General features: G+C 66.3%; 24 protein-coding genes. 16 read left to right on the top strand and 8 right to left on the bottom strand.

The genetic code is table 11. From position 1 onward, the window contains the following. Positions 1 to 17: 17 nt before the first annotated feature. The gene (recG, locus tag DOM56_RS02295) at positions 18 to 2,096 is read right to left on the bottom strand and encodes an ATP-dependent DNA helicase RecG (protein WP_110707299.1); all 2,079 of its coding nucleotides are present in this window, start codon (positions 2,094 to 2,096) and stop codon (positions 18 to 20) included. Then, positions 2,093 to 3,013 (bottom strand): hydrogen peroxide-inducible genes activator, encoded by a 921-nt coding sequence (locus DOM56_RS02290; protein ID WP_110601802.1) that lies wholly within the window; start codon positions 3,011 to 3,013, stop codon positions 2,093 to 2,095. The genes recG and DOM56_RS02290 overlap by 4 nt, the downstream gene beginning before the upstream one ends. Positions 3,014 to 3,149: 136 nt before the next feature. Here DOM56_RS02290 and DOM56_RS02285 point away from each other — a divergent pair, with 136 nt between their 5' ends. From DOM56_RS02285 to DOM56_RS02215, 15 genes are all read left to right on the top strand, one after another. Continuing rightward, a complete protein-coding gene (locus DOM56_RS02285; protein ID WP_110601803.1) occupies positions 3,150 to 4,028 on the top strand; it encodes an NAD(P)H-binding protein in 879 nt (292 codons plus the stop codon). A gap of 277 nt (positions 4,029 to 4,305) precedes the next feature. Further along, positions 4,306 to 5,130, top strand: coding sequence for a phosphonate ABC transporter ATP-binding protein (gene phnC, locus DOM56_RS02280; protein ID WP_110601804.1), 825 nt, complete (start codon positions 4,306 to 4,308; stop codon positions 5,128 to 5,130). A 62-nt stretch (positions 5,131 to 5,192) separates the two neighbouring features. Then, positions 5,193 to 6,236, top strand: a complete 1,044-nt coding sequence (gene phnD, locus DOM56_RS02275; RefSeq protein WP_110601806.1) for a phosphonate ABC transporter substrate-binding protein — start codon at positions 5,193 to 5,195, stop codon at positions 6,234 to 6,236. A gap of 95 nt (positions 6,237 to 6,331) precedes the next feature. Beyond that, on the top strand, positions 6,332 to 7,126 hold the full coding sequence (gene phnE, locus DOM56_RS02270) for a phosphonate ABC transporter, permease protein PhnE (protein ID WP_110601807.1): 795 nt from the start codon (positions 6,332 to 6,334) through the stop codon (positions 7,124 to 7,126). 34 nt (positions 7,127 to 7,160) lie between these two features. Beyond that, positions 7,161 to 7,973 (top strand): phosphonate metabolism transcriptional regulator PhnF, encoded by an 813-nt coding sequence (gene phnF / locus DOM56_RS02265; RefSeq protein WP_110707298.1) that lies wholly within the window; start codon positions 7,161 to 7,163, stop codon positions 7,971 to 7,973. Continuing rightward, positions 7,970 to 8,410, top strand: a complete 441-nt coding sequence (phnG, locus tag DOM56_RS02260) for a phosphonate C-P lyase system protein PhnG (protein WP_110707297.1) — start codon at positions 7,970 to 7,972, stop codon at positions 8,408 to 8,410. The genes phnF and phnG overlap by 4 nt, the downstream gene beginning before the upstream one ends. Positions 8,411 to 8,412: 2 nt before the next feature. After that, positions 8,413 to 9,099, top strand: a complete 687-nt coding sequence (phnH, locus tag DOM56_RS02255) for a phosphonate C-P lyase system protein PhnH (protein ID WP_110707296.1) — start codon at positions 8,413 to 8,415, stop codon at positions 9,097 to 9,099. Further along, positions 9,099 to 10,223 (top strand): carbon-phosphorus lyase complex subunit PhnI, encoded by a 1,125-nt coding sequence (locus DOM56_RS02250; protein ID WP_110707295.1) that lies wholly within the window; start codon positions 9,099 to 9,101, stop codon positions 10,221 to 10,223. Before phnH ends, DOM56_RS02250 begins: the two co-directional genes overlap by 1 nt. A gap of 1 nt (position 10,224) precedes the next feature. Continuing rightward, positions 10,225 to 11,058: an alpha-D-ribose 1-methylphosphonate 5-phosphate C-P-lyase PhnJ gene (locus tag DOM56_RS02245; protein WP_110601812.1), complete on the top strand. Its 834-nt coding sequence runs from the start codon at positions 10,225 to 10,227 to the stop codon at positions 11,056 to 11,058. Further along, positions 11,055 to 11,864, top strand: coding sequence for a phosphonate C-P lyase system protein PhnK (gene phnK / locus DOM56_RS02240; protein ID WP_110707294.1), 810 nt, complete (start codon positions 11,055 to 11,057; stop codon positions 11,862 to 11,864). The genes DOM56_RS02245 and phnK overlap by 4 nt, the downstream gene beginning before the upstream one ends. 11 nt (positions 11,865 to 11,875) lie before the next feature. Then, positions 11,876 to 12,643 carry a phosphonate C-P lyase system protein PhnL gene (gene phnL, locus DOM56_RS02235; RefSeq protein WP_110707293.1) on the top strand — a complete coding sequence of 256 codons (768 nt, stop codon included), beginning with the start codon at positions 11,876 to 11,878 and terminating at the stop codon, positions 12,641 to 12,643. Beyond that, positions 12,640 to 13,788 carry an alpha-D-ribose 1-methylphosphonate 5-triphosphate diphosphatase gene (locus DOM56_RS02230; protein WP_110707292.1) on the top strand — a complete coding sequence of 383 codons (1,149 nt, stop codon included), beginning with the start codon at positions 12,640 to 12,642 and terminating at the stop codon, positions 13,786 to 13,788. The genes phnL and DOM56_RS02230 overlap by 4 nt, the downstream gene beginning before the upstream one ends. Positions 13,789 to 13,923: 135 nt before the next feature. Then, positions 13,924 to 14,481 carry a ribose 1,5-bisphosphokinase gene (gene phnN, locus DOM56_RS02225; protein ID WP_110707291.1) on the top strand — a complete coding sequence of 186 codons (558 nt, stop codon included), beginning with the start codon at positions 13,924 to 13,926 and terminating at the stop codon, positions 14,479 to 14,481. Then, positions 14,478 to 15,233: a phosphonate metabolism protein PhnP gene (gene phnP, locus DOM56_RS02220; protein WP_110707290.1), complete on the top strand. Its 756-nt coding sequence runs from the start codon at positions 14,478 to 14,480 to the stop codon at positions 15,231 to 15,233. Before phnN ends, phnP begins: the two co-directional genes overlap by 4 nt. A gap of 59 nt (positions 15,234 to 15,292) precedes the next feature. Next, complete coding sequence (locus DOM56_RS02215; RefSeq protein ID WP_110707289.1) at positions 15,293 to 15,940, top strand: DapH/DapD/GlmU-related protein; 648 nt, start codon at positions 15,293 to 15,295, stop codon at positions 15,938 to 15,940. A gap of 20 nt (positions 15,941 to 15,960) precedes the next feature. On the opposite strand, the gene thpR is transcribed toward DOM56_RS02215, so the two are convergent. The 3 genes from thpR to DOM56_RS02200 form a co-directional block, all read right to left on the bottom strand. Beyond that, positions 15,961 to 16,485 carry an RNA 2',3'-cyclic phosphodiesterase gene (thpR, locus tag DOM56_RS02210; RefSeq protein ID WP_157958139.1) on the bottom strand — a complete coding sequence of 175 codons (525 nt, stop codon included), beginning with the start codon at positions 16,483 to 16,485 and terminating at the stop codon, positions 15,961 to 15,963. A gap of 87 nt (positions 16,486 to 16,572) precedes the next feature. Next, positions 16,573 to 19,755 carry a multidrug efflux RND transporter permease subunit gene (locus DOM56_RS02205; RefSeq protein ID WP_110707287.1) on the bottom strand — a complete coding sequence of 1,061 codons (3,183 nt, stop codon included), beginning with the start codon at positions 19,753 to 19,755 and terminating at the stop codon, positions 16,573 to 16,575. 104 nt (positions 19,756 to 19,859) lie between these two features. Then, positions 19,860 to 21,041, bottom strand: a complete 1,182-nt coding sequence (locus DOM56_RS02200; RefSeq protein WP_110707286.1) for an efflux RND transporter periplasmic adaptor subunit — start codon at positions 21,039 to 21,041, stop codon at positions 19,860 to 19,862. 535 nt (positions 21,042 to 21,576) lie between these two features. On the opposite strand from DOM56_RS02200, the gene DOM56_RS02195 reads away from it, so the two are divergent. Beyond that, positions 21,577 to 22,494 carry an AraC family transcriptional regulator gene (locus DOM56_RS02195; RefSeq protein ID WP_348627084.1) on the top strand — a complete coding sequence of 306 codons (918 nt, stop codon included), beginning with the start codon at positions 21,577 to 21,579 and terminating at the stop codon, positions 22,492 to 22,494. Positions 22,495 to 22,530: 36 nt separating this feature from the next. Here the strand turns inward: DOM56_RS02195 and DOM56_RS02190 are convergent, their stop codons facing one another. From DOM56_RS02190 to rpoZ, 3 genes are all read right to left on the bottom strand, one after another. Then, positions 22,531 to 22,920: a RidA family protein gene (locus DOM56_RS02190; protein WP_110601828.1), complete on the bottom strand. Its 390-nt coding sequence runs from the start codon at positions 22,918 to 22,920 to the stop codon at positions 22,531 to 22,533. Between the two features lie 329 nt (positions 22,921 to 23,249). Continuing rightward, positions 23,250 to 25,412, bottom strand: a complete 2,163-nt coding sequence (locus tag DOM56_RS02185) for a RelA/SpoT family protein (RefSeq protein ID WP_110707285.1) — start codon at positions 25,410 to 25,412, stop codon at positions 23,250 to 23,252. 113 nt (positions 25,413 to 25,525) lie between these two features. Further along, positions 25,526 to 25,783 carry a DNA-directed RNA polymerase subunit omega gene (rpoZ, locus tag DOM56_RS02180; RefSeq protein WP_075561565.1) on the bottom strand — a complete coding sequence of 86 codons (258 nt, stop codon included), beginning with the start codon at positions 25,781 to 25,783 and terminating at the stop codon, positions 25,526 to 25,528. Positions 25,784 to 25,913 lie beyond the last annotated feature (130 nt).

Genomic DNA, 25,913 nt, shown 5'->3' with positions numbered 1-25,913 from the left:
ACGCGGCGTTGGCCGCGTTATACCTGCCCGTAGCGCCCGGCTTCATCGCCGAGCCAGCGGCGGATCAGCGGCGTCGCGGCGTCGGGGGCTTCTTCCAGCAGCGCCTGGGCCAGCGCGGTGACGGTATCGAGCAGATCGCGGTCGCGCTCCAGGTCGGCGATCTTCATCTGCGCCAGGCCGGTCTGGCGGGTGCCGAGCACTTCGCCGGGGCCGCGCAGTTCGAGATCCTTCTCGGCGACCTTGAAGCCGTCGGTGGTGTCGCGCAGGATGCCGAGCCGCTGGCGGGAGTGGTTCGACAGCGGCGGGTGATAGAGCAGCACGCAGTAGCTGTCGACGCGCCCGCGGCCGACCCGGCCACGCAGTTGATGTAGCTGGGAGAGCCCCAGCCGCTCCGGATTCTCGATGATCATCAGGCTGGCGTTGGGCACGTCGACGCCGACCTCGATCACCGTAGTGGCGACCAGCAGGTCCAGCTCACCGCGCTTGAAGGCGTCCATCACCTCGACCTTCTCCTGCGCCTTCATGCGGCCGTGGACCAGCCCGACGTTGAGTTCCGGCAGCGCTTCGACCAGGGTGTCGCGAGTCACTTCCGCCGCCTGGCAGGTGAGCGCCTCCGACTCCTCGATCAGGGTGCAAACCCAGTAGGCCTGACGCCCTTCGGCACAGGCGTTGCGGATCCGCTGGATCACTTCCGGACGCCGCTCGTCGGGCACGGCCACGGTATGCACCGGGGTGCGGCCCGGTGGGAGCTCGTCGATCACCGAGAGATCGAGATCGGCGTAGGCGCTCATCGCCAGGGTGCGCGGGATCGGCGTGGCGGTCATGATCAACTGGTGCGGGGTCAGTCCGCCGGACTCGCCCTTCTGGCGCAGCGCCAGGCGCTGGTGGACGCCGAAGCGGTGCTGCTCGTCGATCACCGCCAGCCCCAGCCGATGGAAAGTCACGTCATCCTGGAACAGCGCGTGGGTGCCGACGGCGACCTGCACGCGACCGTCGGCGATGGCCGCCTTGGTATCCAGGCGCGCCTTGCCCTTGAGCTTGCCGGCCAGCCAGCCCACCTCGATGCCCAGCGGTTCGAGCCAGGCGCGGAACTGGCGGAAGTGCTGCTCGGCGAGGATCTCGGTGGGTGCCATCACCGCCGCCTGGCAGTCGCCGGCGATGGCGTTCAGCACCGCCATCGCCGCGACCACGGTCTTGCCCGAGCCGACATCGCCCTGGACCAGCCGCAGCATCGGCACCTCCCGCTCCAGGTCACGGCCGATCTCCTCGAGCACGCGACGCTGGGCCTGGGTCAGCGAGAACGGCAGCTGGGTCAGAAAGCGCGCCTGCAGGTTGCTGGCGGCGGCCAGCGGGGGGGCGCCATCGGCCTGAATGCGCAGCCGCACCTGGCGCAGGCTCAGCTGGTGCGCCAGCAGCTCCTCCAGCGCCAGCCGCCGCTGGGCCGGATGGCGACCATCGGCCAGACGCTCCTGGGGGGCGTCGGGCGGAGGTTCATGGAGATAGCGCAGCGATTCGATCAATCCCGGCAGCCGAAAGCGGCCCCGCAGCGGTTCGGGTATCCACTCCGGCAGGCTCTCTGGGGCCGCCGCCAGGCGTTTCAGCGCCTGCTGGATCAGCGCCCGCAGGCGCGGTTGTGCCAGGCCCTCGGTGGCCGGGTAGATCGGCGTGAGATGTTCGTCCACCGGCGTGGCGTCGGACTGGATCAGGCGATATTCCGGATGATAGATCTCGAGTCCGGTGCTGCCGGCGCGGGCCTCGCCGAAGCAGCGCACCTGGACGCCCTTGACGAACTGCTGCTGCTGGGCCGGCGAGAAGTGGAAGAAGCGCAGGCTGAGGATGCCGGAGCCATCCTTGAGCCGCACCAGCAGGCTGCGCCGGCGACCGCGAACCACCTCTGCGGCGCTCACCTCGCCCTCGACCACCGCCTCGGTGCCGGCACGCAGGGTGCCGATCGGGGTGATCCGGGTCCGATCCTGATAGCGCAGCGGCAGGTGGAACAGCAGGTCGGCGACCTGCTCGATGCCCAGCCTGGCCAGCTTGCCGGCCAGGGCCTCGCCGACGCCGGAGAGCTCGGTGACTGGCGTGTCGAGGCTCATGCCGCCTCGACGTCGCTACCCTGGATTTTATCGATCGCCTGGATCAGGGCATCGATCGCCTTGGGCCGCGGGAAGCTGGCACGCCAGGCCAGGGCGACGCTGCGCATCGGCACATCGCCCTTGAACGGCCGGCTTTCCAGCAGCCCGCCTTCGTAGTGGCTGGTGCCGATCGCCAATTTGGGCAGTACCGTGATGCCCAGACCGGAGGCGACCATGTGACGAATGGTCTCCAGCGAGCCGCCCTCCGCAATCAGGGTGTTCTCGGGATTGTTGAGCTGGGCGCTGATCGCCGGGCACGCCTCGAGGATCTGGTCGCGGAAACAGTGGCCCTCGCCGAGCAGCAGCAGGCGCTCGGTAAGCAGGTCCTCCTTGTCGATCGCCGCCTTTTCCGTCCACGGATGGCCGGCGGGCAGCAGCACCTCGAACGGCTCCTCGTAGAGCGTCTTGGTGACCACGTCGGGCTCGTTGAACGGTAGCGCCACGAAGATCGCGTCCAACTCGCCGCTGCGCAGCTTGCGCCGCAGCACGCCGGTGAAACTCTCCTCGATATACAACGGCATCTGCGGGGCGATGCGCGACAGTGCCGGGATCAGGTGCGGGAACAGGTAAGGGCCAATGGTATAGATGGCGCCGATGCGCAGCGGGCTGATCAATTGATCCTTGCCTTCGCTGGCCATCTCCCGGATCAATGTGGCCTGCTCCAGCACGCGGTGGGCCTGCTCGACGATTCGCTCGCCCAGCGGTGTGACCTGAACGGTGGACTTGGAGCGCTCGAACAGCGCGATGCCGAGTTCGTCCTCGAGTTTCTTGACGGCCACCGACAGCGTCGGTTGAGAGACGAAGCAGCGCTCGGCGGCGCGGCCGAAATGACGCTCCTGGGCCAAGGTTACGATGTAGCGGAGTTCTGTTAGAGTCATTGGCTGGGACCGAAAGGCTCCCTGTCAGCGCGATTTGGCAAGTGAACAGCGGTACGCAATTCTCGTGGTCACGCTCGTGCGTGCGCGTCCTCAGGGACGAATCATCAAGGACGTTTTACCAAGAGGCTAGGGAAAGGTGAAGAAAACAACGCTAATTCTCGGCTGTGGCGATATTGGCACTCAGCTCGGGAAGCAGTTGATCGCTGCCGGTCATCGCGTGATCGGCGCGCGGCGCAATGTCGGCGCGCTGGAGGGAACCGGCATCGAGGCGGTGGCGCTGGACGTCACTGACGAAGCGGCGCTGGCGGCACTGCCGGATGCCGACATCATCGTCTACGCGGTGACCGCGGATCGGTTCGAGGAGTCGGCCTACGAGACGGCGTATCCGACCGGGCTGAAAGCGGTGCTCGAAACGTTCGGGGCCCGCGAGAAAAAGCCGGAGCGAGTGCTCTTCGTCTCCTCGACGAGTGTCTATGCCCAGCAGGGTGGTGAAGAGGTCGACGAAACCTCGGAAACCGACCCGAACGGTTTCTCCGGTACGCTGATGCGCGAAGCCGAGCAGGCCCTGCTCGCCCACGATCTGCCCGGCACGGCGGTGCGTTTCTCGGGTATCTACGGCCCGGGGCGTGATCGGCTGATCCGCCAGGTGCAGGAGGGCCGGATCGCGGCCTCGAACCCGCCGATGTACTCCAACCGTATCCATCGCGACGACTGCGCAGGGGTCATCGCGCATCTGGTTCAGCTGTCATTGGAAGGCAAGCCGCTGGAGCCGGTCTACCTGGCCAGCGACTGCGACTCCGCGCCGCTGCACGAAGTGATGGCGTGGATCGCCAAGCGACTCAAGGTCGAGACGCCGGAGGTGATCCAGTCGCCGTTGCGGCGTCGCTCGAGCAAGCGCTGCAATAACCGGCAGCTGCTCGATTCCGGCTACACGTTTCGCTATCCCACCTTCCGCGAAGGTTACGAAGACGTGCTCCAGCAGGGCGGCTTTCTGTCGGCCAAGGAGAAGGCGTGACGTCAGGGCGCCAGTCCGGCGCGTGATGTCGCTCGGCTGTGACGTTTCGACGACGAATCGATGTCGATCCGATGACACGATTTCTCAATCCGCTGAAATATCTGATAAAGCGCCTCCGGGCGCTTTTTTTGTGGCTCGTACCACCGTCCAAGCTGTCATCGTTTCTTAATTGTCTAGATAAATAACCGTCACACGACGTCGCCAGACTGTGTCCAACACTTCGGGGCCAGGGATTCGTAGTCCGAATCACGGCCCGACACTTTCCGGGACGAATCGTATGACCGCCATCGTTAGCGTCGAACGGCTCGACAAATCCTTCGGTCACCATGCGGCGCTGCGCGAGATCGGTTTCGAGATCCACGCCGGCGAGCTGGTCACGTTGATCGGGCCGTCGGGGTCGGGCAAGTCGACCCTGCTGCGTCACCTCATCGGCCTGACACGCGCCGATCGTCAGTCGCACAGCCATGTCCGGGTGCTGGATCGCGACGTGCAGCGCAACGGGCGTCTGCTCGGGGCCAGCCGCGAACAGCGCCGTCGCTGCGGCTACATCTTCCAGCAGTTCAACCTCGCCGGCCGGCTGAGCGTCATGACCAACGTGCTGGTCGGCCACCTTGGCGCGATGCCGCGCTGGCGGGCCCTGACCGGCCGCTTCACCCACCAGGAGCGGGACAAGGCGCTGCAGGCCCTCGAACGGGTCGGCATCGTCGGGCTGGCCCACCAGCGTGCCAACACGCTGTCGGGCGGCCAGATGCAGCGCGTCGCCATCGCCCGGGCGCTGGTGCAGGAGGCGGAGGTGATCTTCGCCGACGAACCGATCGCCTCCCTCGACCCGCGTAGTGCCCGCGAGGTGATGGAGATCCTGCAGCGCATCAATCGCGAGGATGGCCGCACCATCGTCGTCACCCTGCATCAGGTCGATGTCGCCCGCCGCTACTGCCGCCGCGCCATCGCATTGAAGCAGGGGCGCCTCTACTACGACGGGCCGATCGCCGGCCTCACCGATGCTCGCCTGCAGGCGCTCTACGAGAACGCCGGTCTCGACGAGCTCGAGTCCCGTCAGCCCGGCCACCGGATCGCGCCGCCGCTGCATGCGGTGGGCTGATCCGGGCAGGCATTCGACTCAAGACCCACGATCCATCACCCACGACACCTCGAGGAAACGCCATGATCTCATCCCTGTTGCGCCGCACGGCCCTGCCGCTGATCGCCGGGCTCGGCCTGCTCGGCGGCACGCTTGCCGTCGGTTCCGCCCAGGCCGCCGACGAGCCGCTGCGCTTCGGCATCATCTCCACCGAATCGAGCACCAACCAGGCTACCCAGTGGCAGCCGTTCCTGGATGACATGTCCAAGGCCCTGGGCGTCAAGGTCGAGCCGTTCTTCGCCACCGACTACGCCGCGGTGATCCAGGCGATGCGTTTCGACAAGATCGACCTCGCCTGGTACGGCAACAAGTCGGCGATGGAAGCGGTCGATCGCGCCGGCGGCGAGATCTTCGCCCAGACCGTCGCCGCCAACGGCGACCCGGGATACTGGAGCCTGATGATCGTCAACAAGGACAGCCCCTATGACAACGTTCAGGAGATCCTCGCCAACGCCAGCAAGCTGACCTTCGGCAATGGCGACCCCAACTCCACCTCGGGCTATCTGGTGCCGGGCTACTACGTCTTTGCCAAGAATCATGTCGATCCCAACACGGCGTTCAAGCGCACGCTCAATGCCAGCCACGAGACCAATGCGCTGACCGTGGCCAACGGCCAGGTCGATGTCGCCACGTTCAATACCGAGGGCATGGAGCGCCTGGAGCTCACCCATCCCGACAAGGCTGCCCAGCTCAAGGTGATCTGGAAGTCGCCGCTGATCCCGTCCGATCCGCTGGTCTGGCGCACCAATCTGCCGCAGCAGACCAAGGACGAACTGCGCCAGTTCTTCCTCAGCTACGGCGATACCGAACAGCAGAAAGCGATCCTCGAACCGCTGCAGTGGTCCGGCTTCGCCGCTTCCGACAACGATCAGCTGCTGCCGATCCGTCAGCTCGAGCTGTTCAAGCAGCGCGCCCAGGTCGCCGCCGATGATTCGCTCGATGCCGATGCCAAGCAGCAGCAACTGGCGGATCTCGACGCCCGTCTCGACACGCTGAACCAACGCATGGAAGCCCGCGACGCCGCCCAGGCCGAGCGCGCCGACAACACCACGGCGATGGTCGACTAGGACCGCGTTCATCGCTGGCGGCGGGCCGCGGACAGCGCCCTGCCGCCAGCGATAGCGCCATCCCGGCCTTCACCGACTGCGTCAGGACAACACCTATGCAAAGCGCCGCTTCCTTCGACATTCGCGCCCGATCCGGCAGACGCCGCTGGACCACCCTGCTGGGCTGGGCCATTGCCGTCGTCGTGCTGGGCTGGGCCTGGCAGGGCGCCGAGATGGCGCCGAGCCTGCTGTTCCAGAACGCCGGCAACATGGCGACCCTGGCCGCCGACTTCGTGCCGCCCACCTTCGGCCGTCTCGACCACTACATCGACCAGATGCTGGTCACCATCCAGATCGCCATCTGGGGCACGCTGCTGGCGGTGCTGTTCGCCATCCCCTTCGGCCTGCTCTCGTCGGAAAACCTGGCGCCGTGGTGGATCAACCAGCCGGTGCGGCGGCTGATGGACGCCTGCCGTGCGATCAACGAACTGGTGTTCGCGATGCTGTTCGTGGTCGCCGTCGGGCTCGGTCCTTTCGCCGGCACCATGGCGCTGTTCGTTCATACCACCGGTGTGCTCGCTAAGCTCTTCTCGGAAGCGGTGGAGGCCACCGACGCCGGGCCGATGGAGGGCATCCGCGTCACCGGTGCCGGGCGGCTGGAAGAGATCGTCTTCGGCCTGATCCCCCAGGTACTGCCGCTGTGGATTTCGGTCAGTCTCTATCGCTTCGAATCCAATATTCGCTCCGCCACGGTGCTTGGCATGGTCGGCGGTGGCGGTATCGGGGTGTCGCTGTGGGAGACCATGCGCGGTTTCCAGTACACCGAGACCGCCACGATCATGCTGGTGATCATCGTCGCCGTGACGCTGCTGGACATGGTGTCGCAGCGTGTTCGCAAGCGCTTCATCTGATGCCGGGGCTGTCCCGGCTTTTTTGGGCCACAGGATGTCTAGACAAGTTTTGACACTACCCCGCTACCGCGAACTGGCCGAGGTGCTGGTCCGCGAGGTCCGTGCCGACTACGCCCCGGGCGATCTGCTGCCGACCGAGGCACAGCTCGCCAAGCGCTTCGCGGTCAACCGCCACACCGTGCGTCGCGCGCTGGACGAACTGGTCGCCGCCGGCATGGTGACCCGCCATCAGGGGCGTGGCACCCAGGTCGTCGATCGCCGACTCGACTACGCCGTCAGCGCCGGCAGCAAGGTGACCCAGAACCTGGCCGGCCTCGGGTTGCCCTCGACGACCTGCTGTCTCGAGCAGGGGCTCGTGAATCCTCCCGAGGCCATCGCCCAGCGCTTCGGACGGCCGGCCAGCGAGCCGCTGCTGCGCGTCGATACCGTACGCACCGTCGACGACGCCCCGCTGATGCGCCTGCGCCACTGGTTCGATCCCGCGCGGGTGCCGGGCTGGCTGGCGCGCTATCGCGGCGGTTCCACCCGCGCCCTGCTGACCCAGCACTACGGCCTGCAACTACATCGGCGGCGGGTCCGCATCGACGCTGTCGGCGCCGATCGCGACGACACCCGCTGGCTACAGTGCCCGCTCAACGCCCCGCTGCTGGTGATGACCAGCGACAACACCGATGCCGAAGGGGTGCTGGTGGAGGTCTCCGTGGGGCGGGCGCGGGCCGATCGGCTCTCCTATCACATCGATTTCGAGGAAGCCACGGGCCGGGATTTCGAGGAAGCCGCGGGCCGCCGTCACGACGGCGCCAGCGATCCTTCCGCTCTCTTTCCATCCGACGAGGACGACGCATGACTCGCACCTCCCGAGGCGCCCGCCAGCGACTGCTGGCGCTCTCCTCCCGTCAGCACATCGAAGCCCGCTGGGGCGCGCTGGGCCGACTGCCCAGCCACCGCTGCCTGCGCGGGCCGGAGACCGGCATGGCAATGCTCAAGGGCCGCATCGGCGCCACCGGCAACGCTTTCCACCTGGGCGAGATGACCCTAACCCGCGCCAGCGTGGCGCTCGATGACGGCACTGTCGGCCACGGCTGGGTGCGCGGGCGCGATCATCGTCACGCCGAACTGATCGCGTTGGCCGATGCCGTCGCCCAGCACGCGGCGTGGCAGGAAGCACTCGAGACCCAGGTGCTGGCGCCGCTGGCCGACGAGCTCGCCGCGCGCCAGCGACGTGATGCGGCCACTGCTGCCGCCACCCGGGTCGATTTCTTCACGCTGGTCAGGGGAGAGTGACGATGACGCAGAGAGATATCACGCCGCAGAGCGAGAGCGGGAAGAGAGAAGCGGTGAGTGCAGCCTGGCCCGGGCTGGATGACCCCGCCCACGACAGCCAGCGCCTGTTTCGCCAGATTCTCGGCGCAATGTCCGAGCCGGGCACGCTCGAGACGCTGACCGTGCCGGCACCGCCCCAGGTACCGCCGAGTGACGCACTGGGCGCCGCGCTATGGGGGGTGGTGCTGACGCTTTGCGATCTCGAGACACGCGTGTGGATCGCCGCCGATCTCGATTCGCTGGCCCTGCGCCAGGCGCTGACCTTCCACACCGGGGCGCGCATCACCGACGACCCGGTGAGCGCCGATTTTGCGCTGCTGAGCCACGAGTCTTTCGATCCACAGACGCCGCTTGCGCTGGGCAGCGATACCTACCCCGACCGCGGCACCACGCTGGTGGTCGCCGTCGAGCGGCTGGAAAACGCCTCCCACAGCGAGTGCGGCTGGCAGCTCAGCGGTCCCGGCATCGCCGACTCGCGGTTGCTCGATATCGGTGACAGCGCTGGCTGTCGGCGGCTGATGAACCGCCTTAGCGCCAATCGCGCCAGCTTCCCCCAGGGGCTGGACATGATCTTCGGCTGCGGCGCGCGGCTGGCGGCAGTGCCACGCAGCACCCGCGTCACGCGTGCCGATGCCACGGAGGTGAACTGATGTACGTTGCCGTCAAGGGAGGCGAGCAGGCGATCGCCAGAGCTCACCGCTGGCTGGCCGACTGCCGCCGGGGCGATCGCGAGCGTCCGGAACTCGAGGTTGCCCAGATCGGCGATCAGCTGCGGCTGGCCGTCGACCGGGTGATGAGCGAAGCCTCGCTCTATGATCCCGAGCTCGCCGCGCTGGCCTTCAAGCAGGCCAGCGGCGATCTCACCGAGGCCGTTTTCCTGCTGCGCGCCTATCGCACCACGCTGCCGCGCCTGGCGGTCAGCGAGCCGCTCGACACCGCCAGCATGCGCATCGAACGGCGCATCAGCGCCACCTACAAGGATATCCCCGGCGGTCAGATTCTGGGCCCGACCTACGACTACACCCATCGGCTGCTCGACTTCCTGCAGCTGGCCGGTGCCGAGGTGCCGCCTGCCGAGACCCGGGATGACGTCACCGACGCCGAGCCATGCCCGCAGATCCTCGAACTGCTCAACGACGAAGGCCTGGTGGAGCAGGCGATCGACGACGGCAGCGAGCCCATGGATATCACCCGCGATCCGCCCGATTACCCGATGGACCGCGCCGCTCGGCTGCAGATGCTGGCCCGCGGCGACGAGGGCTACCTGCTGGCGCTGGGCTACTCCACCCAGCGCGGCTACGGCCGCAACCATCCGTTCGCCGGCGAGATTCGCCTGGGCCAGGTGGAAGTGGAGATCCACGTCGACGAGTGGGAAGAGACCATCTGCGTCGGCGAGATCGCGTTGAGCGAGTGCCAGATGATCAACCAGTTCGGCGGCAGCCGAGAAGCCGCGCCGCAGTTCACCCGGGGCTACGGCCTCGCCTTCGGCCACAACGAGCGCAAGGCCATGGCCATGGCGCTGGTCGATCGCGCCCTGCGCGCCGAGGAGCTGGGCGAGCCGATCAGTGGCCCGGCGCAGCAGGCGGAGTTCGTGCTGGCCCACGCCGACAGCGTCGACGCCTCCGGCTTCGTCTCCCACCTGAAGCTGCCGCACTACGTCGACTTCCAGTCCGAGCTGGATCTGCTCAGGCGGCTGCGTCGCGAACATGCCGCGCGCCAGGCCGAACTTGATAGTGCTCGCGATACGGCCAGCCCCCAACCGGAGGAGCGTTGATATGAACGGATACAACTTCGCCTACCTCGACGAACAGACCAAACGCATGATCCGCCGCGCGCTGCTCAAGGCAGTGGCGATCCCCGGCTACCAGGTGCCGTTCGGTGGCCGCGAAATGCCGATGCCCTACGGCTGGGGCACCGGCGGCGTGCAGCTCACCGCCAGCATTCTCGGCGCCGACGACATTCTCAAGGTGATCGACCAGGGCGCCGACGACACCACCAATGCGGTCAGCATCCGTCACTTCTTCCAGCGTGTCGCCGGGGTCGAGACCACCACCGCGACCACGGCCGCGGACGTGATCCAGACCCGCCACCGGATTCCCGAAACCCCGCTGCGCGCCGGCCAGATTCTGGTTTTCCAGGTGCCGATTCCCGAGCCACTGCGCTTCATCGAACCCAGCGAGCAGGAGACCCGGCTGATGCACGCGCTGGAGGAGTACGGCGTGATGCACGTCAAGCTCTACGAGGACATCGCCCGCTACGGCCATATCGCGACTACCTACGCCTACCCGGTCAAGGTCGACGGGCGCTACGTGATGGATCCTTCCCCGATCCCCAAGTTCGACAACCCCAAGCTCGACGGCAATCCGGCGCTGATGCTGTTCGGTGCCGGCCGCGAGAAGCGGCTCTACGCGATTCCGCCCTACACCCGGGTCGAGAGCCTCGACTTCGAGGACCACCCGTTCGAGATCCAGCGCTGGGAGCACGCCTGCGCGCTGTGCGGCAGCGATCACAGCTATCTGGACGAAGTGATCACCGACGACCAGGGCGGGCGGATGTTTGTCTGTTCCGATACCGACTACTGCCAGAGCCGGCGAGGAGAAGTGGCATGAAGAAGCCGGTACTGGAACGCCCGGTCCTGCTGGATGTGCAGGGCATCACCCGACTCTACGGCCCGGCCAAGGGCTGCGAGGCGATCGATTTTCAACTCCACGCCGGCGAAGTGCTGGGTATCGTCGGAGAATCCGGCTCCGGCAAGTCGACCCTGCTGCGGGTGCTCGCCGGCCTGGAAGCGCCGGATGCCGGACAGGTCCTGTACCGCCGTCAGGCGGATGAAGTGAGGGGCGAGGAAGCCGAGCTCGATCTCTACGCCATCGGCGAGGCGCGACGCCGGGCACTGCTGCGCCTCGAGTGGGGACTGGTGCATCAGAACCCCCGCGACGGCCTGCGCATGGGCGTGTCCGCCGGAGCCAACATCGGCGAACGGCTGATGGCCCAGGGCCAGCGCCACTACGGCCAGCTCCGCGCCACCGGGCAGACGTGGATGCGCCAGGTCGAACTCGACCCCGGGCGTATCGACGATGCCCCGCGGACCTTCTCCGGCGGCATGCAGCAGCGGCTGCAGATCGCCCGCACCCTGGTCACCCAGCCACGGCTGGTGTTCATGGACGAGCCCACCGGCGGGCTCGACGTCTCGGTACAGGCGCGGCTGCTCGACATGCTGCGCACGCTGGTACGCCAGCTCGGCCTGTCGGTGGTGCTGGTGACCCACGATCTCGCCGTGGCGCGCCTGCTCGCCCACCGGCTGATGGTGATGCGCCGCGGCCAGGTGGTCGAGACCGGCCTCACCGATCAGATTCTCGACGACCCGCAGCACGAATATACGCAGCTGCTGGTGTCATCCGTGCTCACCCCTTGAGGATATCTTCGATGCTTTCCGAGACTGGCGTTTCCCCGAAGCGCGCCCGACCTCGCCTCACGGTGAACGGGTTGCACAAGCAGTTCCTGCTTCACGGCCAAGGCGGGCTCGAGATCGACGTGATGCACGATCTCTCGCTGACGCTGCAGGCCGGTGAATGTCTGGTGCTGGCCGGACGTAGCGGCATCGGCAAGAGCACGCTGCTGAAGATGCTCTACGGCGACTACCGCATCGATCAGGGCCGGATTCGGCTGCACTTCGACGATGGCGACCTCGATCTCGAGACTCTGCCGACCTACGCCTGGCATGGCCTGCGCCGCGACGTGATCGGCTACGTCAGCCAGTTTCTGCGGGTGGTGCCGCGGGTCGCCGCCGTCGATGTGGTGATGGAGCCGCTGCTGGCCCGCGGCGCCGACCAAGCCGAATCGCGCCAGCGAGCCGAGACGCTGCTGGCCCGGCTCAATCTGCCCGAGCGGCTGTGGCGACTGCCCCCCGGGACCTTCTCCGGTGGTGAGCAGCAGCGCGTCAATATCGCCCGCGGCTTCATCGGCGAGCATCCGCTGCTGCTGCTCGACGAGCCCACCGCCTCGCTGGACGCCGCCAACCGCGACGTGGTGATCGCGCTGATCGGCGAGGCCAAGGCGCGCGGTACCGCCATGCTCGGGATCTTTCACGACGAGGACGTGCGCGAGCGCGTCGCCGACCGTCTGCTGCCGCTGGATGGCAGCCAGGGCGGCCTATCCAACGCCAGCCAGCACTACCGGGAGAGCCTGTCATGAGTGCACGGGAACAGATCCTGACCCACGCCACACTGGTGCTCGACGACGAAACGGTCGACGGCACGCTGGTGATCCGCGACGGTCGTATCGCCTCGGTCGATCACGGTGCCAGTCAGGTCGCAGGCGCCATCGACTGCGAGGGCGACATCCTGCTGCCGGGGCTGGTCGAGCTGCACACCGACAACATGGAGAAGTATTTCCAGCCGCGGCCCAAGGTCGAGTGGCCGGGGCTCCAGGCCGCGCTGGCCCATGACGCCCAGATGGCGGCCAGCGGCATCACCACGGTGTTCGACGCGGTCTCGGTGGGCGACGTCGACGAGCAGAGCATGCGTCACGGCTCGCTCGACGATATGTGCCAGGCCCTGGCGCGGATCGCTCACGACGGCCTGGCGCGGGTCGATCATCGTCTCCATCTGCGCTGCGAGGTGAGCCACCCCAACACGCTGGCGCGCTTCCACGAGCTGTCGTCATCACCGCTGCTGGGCCTGGTATCGCTGATGGACCACGCCCCCGGTCAGCGCCAGTTTGCCAGCCTCGAGGCCTATCGCATCTACTATCAAGGCAAGTACAAGCTCGACGACGCGGCCATGAATGCCTTCATGGCGTCCCAGATCGACAACAGCCAGCGCTACAGCGCCGAGCATCGTCGCGCCATTGCGGCGATCTGCCGCGAGCGCGGTCTGGCGATCGCCAGCCATGACGATGCCACCGTCGAGCACGTCGCCGAAAGCGCCGAGTACGGCACCCGGGTGGCGGAGTTCCCGACCACCCTCGAGGCGGCCGAGGCCTCCCACCGGGCCGGCATGGCGGTGATGATGGGCGCGCCCAACGTGGTTCGTGGCGGCTCCCACTCCGGCAATATCGCCGCCGCCGCGCTGGTCGAACTGGGCGTGCTGGATATCCTGTCGTCGGATTACTACCCGGCCGCGCTGCTCGATGCGGTGTTCAAGGTGGCGGCGATGGAGAACGGCTACGCCTTGCCCCATGCCGTTGCCACCGCGACCCGCATTCCGGCCGAGGCGGTCGGTCTGACCGACCGCGGCCGTCTGGCACCGGGGCTGCGTGCCGATCTGCTGCGGGTGCGAGTGATCGACGATCATCCGGTGGTGAAGCGGGTTTGGTCTGCCGGTAAGCAAGTTCACTGAGGGTACGTCTGAAAATGCCTGCGCTCGTCGATTTTCAGATCGACCCTGGATAAATGCCGATGTCTCGGTCACCACGCCCGGCAATTTATCTCACGGCCGGGAGTATCTGGAATACGTAGATAGAAAGAGGCTGAAATGAGCGACGGTCGTTTGATCTATGTCATGGGCGCCAGCGGGGTCGGCAAGGACAGCCTGCTGCGCGAACTGCGTCAGCGTCGGCCGGATGTGCTGGTGGCGCATCGCTATATCACCCGGGCCAGCGGTAGCGGCGAGAACTGTGTCGAGCTGAGCGCCGCCGAGTTCGCCTGGCGCCGGGAGCAGGGGCTGTTCTGCCTCGCATGGTGCGCGCATGGGCTCGACTACGGCGTCGGCATCGAGATCGAGTCCTGGCTGACGGCGGGGCATACGGTGGTGCTCAACGGCAGTCGCCGCGCGCTGGCGCTCGCGCGGGCGCGCTTCGGTGAGTCGCTGGTGCCACTGCTGGTGGTGGCGGATGCCGAGGTGCTGCGCCAGCGTCTGCTCGCGCGTGGGCGCGAGACGCTGGCCGAGATCGAGGCGCGGCTGGCGCGGGGTGGTGGCGAGGAGACCCTGGGCGACATCCCGCGGCTCAACAACGGCGGCGAACTGGCACAGAGCATCAAGGCGCTCGAAGCCTTCGTCGATGCGTCGCCCGCGACGGCATCGCCGCCATGAAGCTGCGTTTCGCCGGCACCGGCGACAGCGCCCAGGTGCCCTGCTTCGGTTGCGACTGCCCGGCGTGTCAGCGGGCGCGGCTGCTGACTTGCCACCGCCGCGGGCCCTGCGCCGGCGAGATCGAGCTCGATGGCGAGCTGATCCTGATCGACGCTGGCCGCATGGACCTGGCCGAGCGCTGCGAGCGTCAGCGCCCGGCCGCGATCCTGCTGACCCACTACCACGCCGATCACGTCCAGGGGCTTCTGCACCTGCGCTGGGGGCGGGGCGAGGCGATTCCGGTGTATGGCCCCAAGGATGCCCAGGGCTGTGCCGACCTGCACAAGCACCCCGGCATCCTCGACTTCCGCCCCGGCCTCAAGCCGTTTCGGCCCCTCACCCTCGGCGGCCTCACGGTGACGCCGCTGCCGCTCAATCACAGCAAGCCGACGCTGGGCTATGCGATCGAAGACGGCGCCCAGCGCATTGCCTGGCTCTGCGACACCGTCGGCCTGCCCGGCGCCACCGAGCGTTTTCTTCAGGAGTGGCGCCCGCATGGGGTGGTGATCGACGCGACCCATCCCGATTCGTACCAAGCGCCGCGCAACCACAACGACGTCGCCATGGCGCTGGAGATCATCGAGCGTCTCGACCCCGCCCGCGCCTGGCTGACGCATATCAGCCACGAGCTGGACGCTTCGATGATGACAGGCAATTTGCCACTGCCGGTCGGGGTCGAACTCGCGGCAGATGGTCTGGAAATTCTGGTTTGAAGATTTCGCCGCCGACGATCGCTCCAACTCGACGAAACCGCCAACGGGAAGACGTACGAATGTCGACTATCAATACGCCGAGCGCTGCAAAACTCTCGACTACGATCATCGATCACAGCGTGAAAATGCGTGAGAGCTCGATCGGCGAACAATGCGAGATTCTGGCTCACACCTACCTGGAATACAGCGAGCTGGGGGATTTTTCCTACCTCGGCGAATATTGCCATGTGGCCGATTGCTCGATTGGCAAGTTCACCGCCATCGCCAATCATGTGCGCCTTGGCGCGCCCAATCACCCCATGGGGCGACCTTCCCAGCACCGTTTTACCTACTGCCCGGAATACTACGATTCCGATCTGCAGCGCGACGCGGGCTTTTTCGCCCAGCGTCGCGAACAGCGCGTGACGATTGGTCACGACGTTTGGATCGGGCATGGCGTCACGGTGTTGCCCGGTGTCCATGTCGGTAATGGCGCGGTGCTGGCGGCGGGCGCCGTGGTGACGAAAAACGTGGCCCCGTATGCGGTCGTGGGCGGCGTCCCCGCGCGCGCGATCAAATCCCGCTTTCCGCCCGACATCGTCACCCGACTGCAAGCCATCGCTTGGTGGCACTGGCCGTTCGAGACGATCACCGCAAGGCTTTCCGATTTTCAGGACGACGATGTGGTCGCGTTCTGTGAGCGTTGTGAAACCGCGCACGAGTGCTAGCTGGATAGGTCATCGTGATCTCAGCCTGAACTGCAAGCCAGGGTGCGATGGCGCGAGCCGCCGTCGCCGAGCTGCGATTCCACCAGCGCGAGATGGTCGAAGCGCCAGCGCAGCGGGGCGGGCAGCCGTGAATCCGGGGCCGCGCGGTCGGCCTGGCGAACCAGGCTGACATGCGGGGTGAAGTCACGCTGTGGCGCGGTGAAACCGTGACGGGCGAGTGCCTGCCAGAGTTCGGCATTGAGTGCCAGCAATACAGGGTCCGGCGTCTGGCTGCCGGCCCAGACGATGCGCGGCTGAGGGAAATGGCCGAGTCGATCCAGCGTCCACTCGCCCTGCGGCGCCGGCCACGCCCGGGTCAGCTCGAGCAGCGCCGCCAGCCGCGAGGCATCGACACTGCCCAGAAACGCCAGCGTGATATGCATGTTCTGCGCCGGTAGCGGGTAGCCGCCGCAGCGGGGTGCCAGGCGTCCGGCCTCGGCGGCCAGCGCCCGACGACTGGCGTCGTCGGGCCACAGGGCGAAGAAGAGTCGGCGAGGAAGGGTCACGATGGCGGCTCCCGATGGCGTTGCCCGCAGGGTGGCGCATCGTTCCCCTCGTTGCCAACGGTTTCCCGGTATGCGCGTGGCTCCCGCTCAGGCGGGGCCGTCGTGGGGCCGAGGCTGCTCGCCTTCCATCGTGGAGCCGTGATCCTGGCGCAGCGGGCCGGCCAGCTTGCGCAGCGCGACATAGAAGACCGGCGTCAGGAACAGGCCGAACAGGGTCACCCCGAGCATGCCGGCGAAGACCGCGATGCCCAGTGCCTGGCGCACCTCGGCACCGGCGCCGTGACCCAGCGCCAGCGGTATCACCGCCGCGGTGAAGGTGATCGAGGTCATGATGATCGGACGCAGTCGCAGGCGGCAGGCTTCCAGCGCCGCCTCCACCACGCTGCGACCCTGGAACTCGAGCTCGCGGGCGAATTCGACGATCAGAATCGCGTTCTTGCAGGCCAGCCCGATCAGCACCACCAGTCCCACCTGGACGAAGACGTTGGTATCGCCGCCGGAGATCCTGACGCCGACCAGCGCCGACAGCAGACACATCGGCACGATCAGGATCACCGCCAGCGGCAGGGTCCAGCTCTCGTAGAGCGCGGCCAGGACCAGGAACACCAGCAGTACCGCCAGCGGGAAGACCACCAGCGCGGCATTGCCCTGGGTGAACTGCTGATAGCTGAGGTCGGTCCACTCGAAGTCGATGCCATCCGGCAGTACCCGCTCGCCGATATCGGACAGCACGCCCATCGCCTGGGGCGAGGAGAGCACCCGCGGATCGGCTTCGCCGGCCAGGTCCGCCGCCGGATAGCCGTTGAAGCGCAGCACCGGGTCGGGGCCGAAGCTCTGATGGATATCGATCATCGAGCCAATCGGCACCATCTCGCCCTGGGCATTGCGGGTACGCAGCCGGGCGATGTCCTCGACGCTGTCGCGGTAGGGGGCGTCGGCCTGGGCAATCACCTGCCAGGTGCGGCCGAAATTGTTGAAATCGTTGACGTAGGTGGAGCCAAGATAGGTCTGCAGGGTGTCGAACAGGTCGCTCACCGCCACGCCCTGGGTCTTGGCCTTGAGGCGATCCACCTCGGCATCGAGCTGGGGCACGTTGGCCTGGTAGCTGGTGATCGGATAGGACATGCCCGGGGTCTGCACCACCGCGCCCTGAAACGCGGTCACCGCCTCCTGCAGCGGGCCGTAGCCGAGCCCGCCGCGGTCCTCGATGAACAGCTGATAGCCGGAGCCGTTGCCGAGCCCGAGGATCGGCGGCGGCATGAACGAGAACGCGATGCCGTCCTTGAGGCCGGCGATCCTGCCCGCGATCTCGGCGTTGATCTCTGCCGCGGTACGGGTGCGCTGGTCGAATGGCTTCAGGGTCAGGAACGCCAGCCCGGTGTTGGCGGTGTTGGTGAACTGCAGCGCGTTGAGGCCGGGGAACGAGATTGCGTGCTCGACGCCGTCGGTCTCCATGGCGATATCCACCACCTGACGCAACAACTCGTCGGTGCGCTCCAGCGAGGCCCCCTCGGGGAGCTTGACGCCGGCGATCAGGTACATCTTGTCCTGAACCGGAATGAACCCGGGCGGCACCAGCTTGAACAGATAACCGGTGGTTCCCAGCAGGATCAGGTAGATCACGAACACCGCACCGCGACGGCGCAGGCTACCCGCGACGACGCCCTGGTAACGATTGGAACTGGCGTTGAAGAAGCGGTTGAACGGCCGAAACAGCCAGCCGAACAGGAAGTCGATGATTCGGGTCAGGCGATCCCTGGGCGCGTCGTGGGATCTGAGCAGCATCGCCGCCAGCGCTGGCGACAGGGTCAGCGAGTTGATCGTCGAGATGACCGTGGAGATGGCGATGGTCACCGCGAACTGACGGTAGAACTGGCCGGTGACCCCGGAGAGGAACGCCATCGGCACGAATACCGCGCACAGCACCAGACCGATGGCGACGATCGGGCCGGACACCTCGCGCATCGCCTGGTGGGCGGCGGCCCTCGGCGCCAGTCCCTGGCCGATGTTGCGCTCCACGTTCTCCACAACCACGATGGCGTCATCCACCACGATGCCGATCGCCAGCACCAGCCCGAACAGGGTCAGGGTATTGATCGAGTAGCCCAGCAGGTAGAGCACCGAGAACGTGCCCACCACCGAGACCGGCACCGCCAGCAGCGGAATCAGCGAGGCGCGCCAGGTCTGCAGGAACAGCGTCACCACCAATACCACCAGCAGTATCGCCTCCAGCAGGGTCTGGATCACCGAGCGGATCGAGTCGCTGACGAACAGCGTGGTGTCATAGACGGTGCGATATTCCACCCCCGGCGGGAACTGGGTGGCCAGCTCGTCCATGGTGTGGATCACCTGGTCGCGGATCTGGAGCGCGTTGGCGCCGGGCGACTGGAAGATGCCGATCGCCACCGCGTCCTTGCCGTCCAGCCGGGAGCGCAGGGTGTAGTCGCCCGCGCCCATCTCGAGCCGCGCGACATCGCGAAGCCGAAGTACTTGGCCGTCGGCACCGACCTTGAGCACGATGTTGCCGAACTCCTGCTCGGTGGACAGGCGGCCCTTGGCGTTGATCAGGGTGAGAAAATCGCTGTGAGGCATCGGCTCGGCGCCGATCTGGCCGGCGGAGACCTGCACGTTCTGCTCGCGCATGGCGGCGACCACGTCGCCGGCGGTGAGACCATGGGAGGCAATGCGGTCGGGATCCAGCCAGGCGCGCATGGCGTAATCGCCGCCGCCGAACATCTGGGCCTCGCCGACGCCGGAAATCTTCGCCAGCTGGTCGCGTACGTGCAGGCGGGCGTAGTTGCGCAGGTAGAGGGTGTCGTAGCTGTCATCCGGCGAGACCAGGTGCACCACCATCAGGAAGGTGGGCGATTGCTTCTGGGTGGTCACTCCCTGCCGCCTTACCGCCTCCGGCAACCGCGCCAGCGCCTGGCTGACCCGGTTCTGGACGCGCACGGTCGCCTGTTCGGGGTCGGTGCCGGGCTGGAAGGTGATGGTCATCTGCAGCACGCCATCGGAACCGGCCACCGACTTGAAGTACATCATGTTCTCGACGCCGGTGATCGCCTCTTCCAGCGGCGTCGCCACGGTTTCCGCGATCTCCTTGGGGTTGGCGCCCGGGTAGGTGGTGCGGACCAGCACCGAGGGCGGCACCACTTCCGGATACTCGCCGATCGGCAGGTTGGGAATGGAGATCAGGCCCACCGCGAAGATGATGATCGAGAGCACCGCGGCGAAGATCGGCCGGTCGACGAAAAAGCGGGAAAAATTCATGACAGCAGGCTCCTGGGCGGCGGGGACGATGCCCGCCGCGTCTTGTCATTCAGAGGAGAGAAGCGCTTCAGGAAGCGTTGAGTGGATCGGCGTGCAGTGCTGCCTCAGGATCGAGTGGCAACCGCCTTGCCCGCCTCCGCTTCCCGCATGGCGATCGGGTTCGGCGTGACCGGCATGCCGGGTGCGAACACCTTCTGGGTGCCATTGACGATCACCCGCTCCCCGGCCGCCAGGCCTTCCTCGACCACCACCAGGTCGCCCACCTCGCGGCCAAGCTGTACCTGTCGGGGCATCACGGTATTGTCGTCGCCGACCACGTAGACCAGACGTCGGTCCTGATTGGCGAGCACGGCCTTGCGATTCACCAGCATTGCCTTGGCGAGATTGGCGACGGGCATCTCCACGCGGGCGAACTGGCCGGGCCTGAAGGCGCCATCCGGGTTGGGCAGCACGGCGCGATAGCGCAGCGTGCCGGTATCGGCGTTGATCTGGTTGTCGACGAAGTCCAGTTGCGCCGGATGCGGGAAACCCGTCTCGCCGGTCAGGCCGATATGCAGCGTGGCGCTCTTGCCTTGATTCAGCAGTGCCTGGGCGCTGGGGGCTTCGGCTTCGTTGCTGTCGAAATAGACGTACAAGGGGTCCACCGACACCAGCGTGGTCAGGACCGACTGGTCGGCACTAGCGAGATTGCCCTTGGTGACCATCGCTCGTCCGGTACGGCCCGTCACTGGCGCAATCACCTGGGTGTACTGCAGGTCCAGTTCGGCACTGGTCAGCGCGGCCTCGGCCTCGGCTTCCTGGGCCTGGGCATTGAGCGCCGCCGCCTGGCGCTGGTCGTGCTGCTCCTGGGAAATCATGTGTTTCTGGATCAACTGGCGGGAGCGGCCGGCCTCGACTTCGGTGAGCCGGCGCTGGCTGCGCGCCTGTGCCAACGATGCCTTGGCGGCCTGGACGCGAGCTTCGTAGGGGCGCGGGTCGATCCGGAACAGCAGGTCGCCGGCCTCGACCAGCTCTCCCTCCTCGAAGGCCACCGCGTCGATATAGCCGCTCACTCGTGGCCGGACCTGCACGGTCTGCGGTGATGCCACGCGGCCGGTAAAGGTCTCTCGCAATGTGATCGGCTCCACCAGCACCGTTGCCACGTCGACTTCCGGAGGCGGTGGCGCGGCGGCGGAGTCCGCTTCGCCATGGGCATCGCAGCCGGCCAGCAGCGCGATGACGAGCATCACGCCCAGGCCGCGAGTCAGACCCGTTTTCGACAGACGCTTGTGGTCGGACTTGTTCATTGTTGGGCTTCCCTTGTTTCATTCCCGGTCATCGATCCCTTGCACCACCTTCCACGGCGGATCGCCCTGGGGTGCCTTCGAGTCGGTGTCGGGGGTTATCGACCGACGGCGCCGGCAGCAAGGGGCGTCGATCAACCGATGAAGACGAGGCGAGTGGCGCCGGTCAAAACGCGCCGTCGCCCTTCGCAAGACGGCAGGTGCCGGCGGGGGATCATGGCCTGACAATGTACGTTCGCGCCGCGAGCGGGCGTTATCGGTTTCCTCCGCATTGATTGCCTGATCCTGTCAATATCGCCAATCTTCGAAGCAGAATACCTATTGGCCTCTGCCGGTCTTCGGGGATCGTCGGTTGACTTGCCCGTTTCTTCAAAGGTCTTGCCCAATCCTGCATAAGTCCTCAAATCGTCATAAAAGCACCGTTATGACGGCATATACTCGCGATACATCCAAGATCGAGCATTGGCGATCCATACGGGGTGAGAACATGAGTATCGTGCAACCGGTTTTTCAGACATTAGATGACGAGCTCGCCCAATTGGCGAAAACTCTAGCCCGTCAGATTCAGAAGTGGGCACCGGAAGAGGGCCTGACGCCGACATCGGTGCCAGGGCTGGAGTTGGTGCGCGCCAACTCTTCGCACACCAGCTGTCTCGGTTCGACGGTCTACGACCCCTCGCTCTGCCTGATCGCGCAGGGCAGCAAGCGTATATGGCTGGGGGATCGGGAGATCGACTATGGACCGCTGAGCTGCATGGTGTCGGCGGTGCATCTGCCGGTGCTGGGCAAGGTGACCGAGGCCTCGGCGGAAAGGCCCTACCTGGGGCTGAAGCTCGCCGTCGATGCCCAGGAGATCACCGCGCTGGTACTGGAGCTGGGGGAGGGCGTGGGTGAGATGGAGACGCGGGAGTGTGCCGAGACGGCTTGCGGCCTGAGTCGCGTGCAGGCCGAGAAGGGCCTGGTGGAAGCCATGCTGCGGCTGGTCAACCTGCTCGATTCACCCCAGGACATTCGCATCCTCGCACCGCTGGTACGGCGCGAGATCTTCTATCGTGCACTGATCGGCGAGATCGGCCTGCACATGCGCAAGTTCGCGGTGGCCGATACCCAGACCCACCGCATCGCGAAGGTGATCGCGGCGCTCAAGGATCGCTTCACCGAGCCGCTGCGCGTTCGCGAATTGGCGGAGATGGTGAACATGAGCGAGTCGTCGCTGTTCCACAGCTTCAAGCAGGTCACCCGGATGTCGCCGGTGCAGTTCCAGAAGAAGCTGCGGCTCCATGAAGCGCGCAGGCTGATGCTGACCGAAGGGATGGAGGCGGCCACCGCCAGCTTCCGCGTGGGGTACGGCAGCCCATCCCATTTCAGCCGCGAATACAGCCGCCTTTTCGGAGTGCCGCCGCGCGCGGACGTGAGCAAGCTGCGCGGCGAACTACCGCAGACCGCGCGCGCCTGATGGTGCGCCCCGATTCCGACGGGCCGGGTAACGGACTCAGTCGCCGATGACCATGACCGCTTCGGCTTCCACCTGGCTGCCCTTGGGGAGCTGCTTGACGCCGACCGCGGCGCGAGCCGGGAACGGCGCCTGGAAGAACTCCTCCATCACCTGGTTGACCACGCCGAAGTTGTCGAGGTCGGTCAGGTAGAGGTTGAGCTTGACGATGTCCTGCAGCGAGCCGGCAGCTTCCTGGCACACGGCGGACAGGTTGGTGAAGACCTGGCGGGCCTGGGCCTCGAACTCCTGGGAGACCAGTTCCATGGTCTTCGGATCGAGCGGAATCTGACCCGAGAGATAGACGGTGTTGCCCGACTTGATCGCCTGGGAATAGGGGCCGATGGCGGCCGGGGCGTTGTCGGTGTTGATAACGGCTTTGTTGCTCATGGCGTACCCTCCAGCATTGTTTCAATGTCTGCGTGGACTCGGCGGCCCCGGTAAATCGCGTCGTTGTGCGGTGCCGGTGTGCCGGTCCGATCTCAATCCTCACCTATATCCATAGGCTTCGGTCGACTCGAAACCTGCGGGGTCGTCCGTCGGACGTCCGCTTCGCTTCGAGTCTGTGCTTGCGCCTTGCGCTTCATCCCGCTCGCCGATCCATCCGGCGTTTCTGACATCCAAACCGCGTTTCGGCGATATCGCCGTCCATGGACGGAGCCATGACGCAAAAAACGTTGCCCCGCCGTGTTGGCCACGGCGGGGCAACGATCCTGCGATTAGTTTCGGGCGCGGACGATGCGGCCGATATGGTTCAGATTGCGCAGGCGCTTGATGATTCGCGCCAGATGAACACGCCCCTTGACCAGAATGGTCAGGTTGACGATCGAGAGCCTGGCATCGCGCTCCTCGATCCCGATACGCTCGATATTGGCGTCGGCATCGGTGATCAGGCTGGCCAGTTCGGCGATCAGGCCGCGCCGGGTCTCGACCTCGATCCGCAACGGTACCGGGAAATCCTGATCGATCTGCTTCGACCAGGTCAACGAGACCAGTTTGTCGGGATCGTCGCGCAACTCGTCGAGATTACCACATTCGTGACGGTGGACGACGATCCCCTTGCCGATGGAGAGGTGGCCGATGACCGGGTCTCCCGGTAACGGGTGGCAGCAGCGGGCAAAGCTGATCGCCATGCTCTCGGAACCGTTGATCACGATCGGACCGTTGTGAGGCGAATCCTCCAGCAGCCGCTCCAGCGGGTCGTCGCTCGCCCCGGTATCCACATCCGTGGTGAGTTCCCGCGCGACCAGGCGCCGCGCCGTGGCGTGCGCCAGGCGGGTGCCGAGGCCGATGGTCTCGAGCAGATCGTCCTCGGTCTTGAGGTCCAGCTCCTCCAGCAGCGCCGGGAGGCGTTCCGGCGGCAGCTTCTCCAGGCTGGTCTCGAAGCTGCCCAGCGCCCGGTTGAGCAGGCGGCGGCCGAGCTGAATCGCTTCGCTGCGCTGCTGGCTCTTCAGCGCATGACGAATCGCCGAGCGTGCCTTGGCGGTAATCACGAAATTGAGCCAGGCGAGATTGGGACGTGCGCCGGGGGCCGTGATGATCTCCAGGGTCTGGCCGCTCTCCAGCGGGGTCGACAGCGGCGCGAGATGACGATCGATGCGGCAGGCGATGCAACTGTTGCCGATGTCGGTATGGACGCTGTAGGCGAAGTCGACCGCCGTGGCCCCCTGAGGCAGCTCCATGATGTCGCCTTTGGGGGTGAAGATGTAGACATCGTCCGGGAACAAGTCGTTCTTGACGTGTTCGATGAACTCCAGCGAGTCGCCGGCGTGGCGCTGCATCTCGAGCAGGCCACGGACCCATTCGCGGGCCCGGGCATGGCTGCCGGCGGCGATGGGGCGTTCGGTCTGGCCGGCCTTGTAGAGCCAGTGGGCGGCGATGCCGTTGTTGGCCATCGCCTCCATCTCGCGGGTGCGGATCTGCACCTCGATCGGCATGCCGCTGGGGCCGAACAGCGTGGTGTGCAGGCTCTGGTAACCGTTGGCCTTGGGGATGGCGATGTAATCCTTGAAGCGCCCCGGCACCGGCTTGTAGAGATTGTGCACCGCGCCCAGCACGCGATAGCAGTTGTCGACGCTGTCGGTGATGATACGGAAACCGAACACGTCCATGATCTCGGCGAACGGTTTACGCTGGTCGTGCATCTTGCGGTAGATCGACAGCAGGTGCTTCTGGCGTCCGACCACGCTGCCGGTGAGGTCGTCTTCGTCGAGCCGGCGCTGCAGGCTGGTCTGGATCTGGCGCATGGTCGAGCGGCGGTTGCCGCGGGCGCTGGCCACCGCGCGCTTGATGCGTTCGGCGCGCATCGGGTGGATCGCCTGGAACGAGAGGTCCTCGAGCTCGACGCGAATGGTGTTGATGCCCAGCCGCCCGGCGATGCGAGCGTAGATCTCCAGGGTCTCGCGGGCGATGCGGCGCTTCTTGTCCGGACGCAGTGCACCCAGCGTGCGCATGTTGTGCAGGCGGTCGGCGAGCTTGACGATGATCACCCGGATGTCCCGGGACATCGCCATCACCATCTTCTGGAAGTTCTCGGCCTGAGCGACCGCCTTGTCCTCGAAGGTGATCTGGGTCAGCTTCGAGACGCCGTCGACCAGCTCTGCCACGGCCTCGCCGAACTGCGCTTCCAGCGCTTCCCGGGAGACGCTGGTGTCCTCGATGACATCGTGCAGCATGGCGGCCATCAGGCTCTGATGGTCCATGTGCATGTTGGCGAGGATATTGGCGACGGCGAGGGGATGGGTGACGTAGGGCTCGCCGGAACGACGCTGCTGGCCGTCGTGGGCCTGTTCGGCGTAGTAGAAGGCGCGTTTGACCTGCTGAATCTCGTCGTCGGGGAGATAGCCGCCGAGGCGATCGGCCAGGTCATCGATGGTGAACATGCGGCGCGCCTATTTTTTCGTTAACGACCCGTCTTACATGGCCCGTCTGGCAACCGGCTCCGTGGAGACCGCGACAACGGCCCGGGGGCCGTCGGCCATGCCGGGAGAGTGGCTCAGATGTCGTATTCCTGGGTCGGCTCGGGACGCGGGCGCGGCGGTGCGGCTTCGACCGGCTCGTCGAGAATGCTGTCACCGATCTGGCCGGTGGCGATCTCGCGCAGGGCCATGACGGTCGGCTTGTCGTTTTCCCAAGGCAGCAGCGCATCGCGGGAGCCGCGCGCGAGCTGGCGGGCGCGTTGGGACGAGATCATCACCAGCTTGAAACGGTTCTCGATGTGGTCCAGACAATCTTCGACGGTCACTCGTGCCATGAGGGTAGCCCTGCCAAACAAATTGGGTGAACGCGCCCCGGACTGCGGGGTCTGCGGGACCGAGCAGTCTACTGGAGTGGCGCGCTGTCTGACAAGAGTCCTCGACGCGTGGCAAGAGTCCTCGACGAGT

This window comes from Salinicola sp. CR57, from assembly GCF_003206585.1.
Taxonomy (GTDB): domain Bacteria; phylum Pseudomonadota; class Gammaproteobacteria; order Pseudomonadales; family Halomonadaceae; genus Salinicola; species Salinicola lusitanus.
The sequence above is the reverse complement of the archived record's forward strand: the minus strand, read 5'-3'. Positions and strand labels throughout refer to the sequence as shown.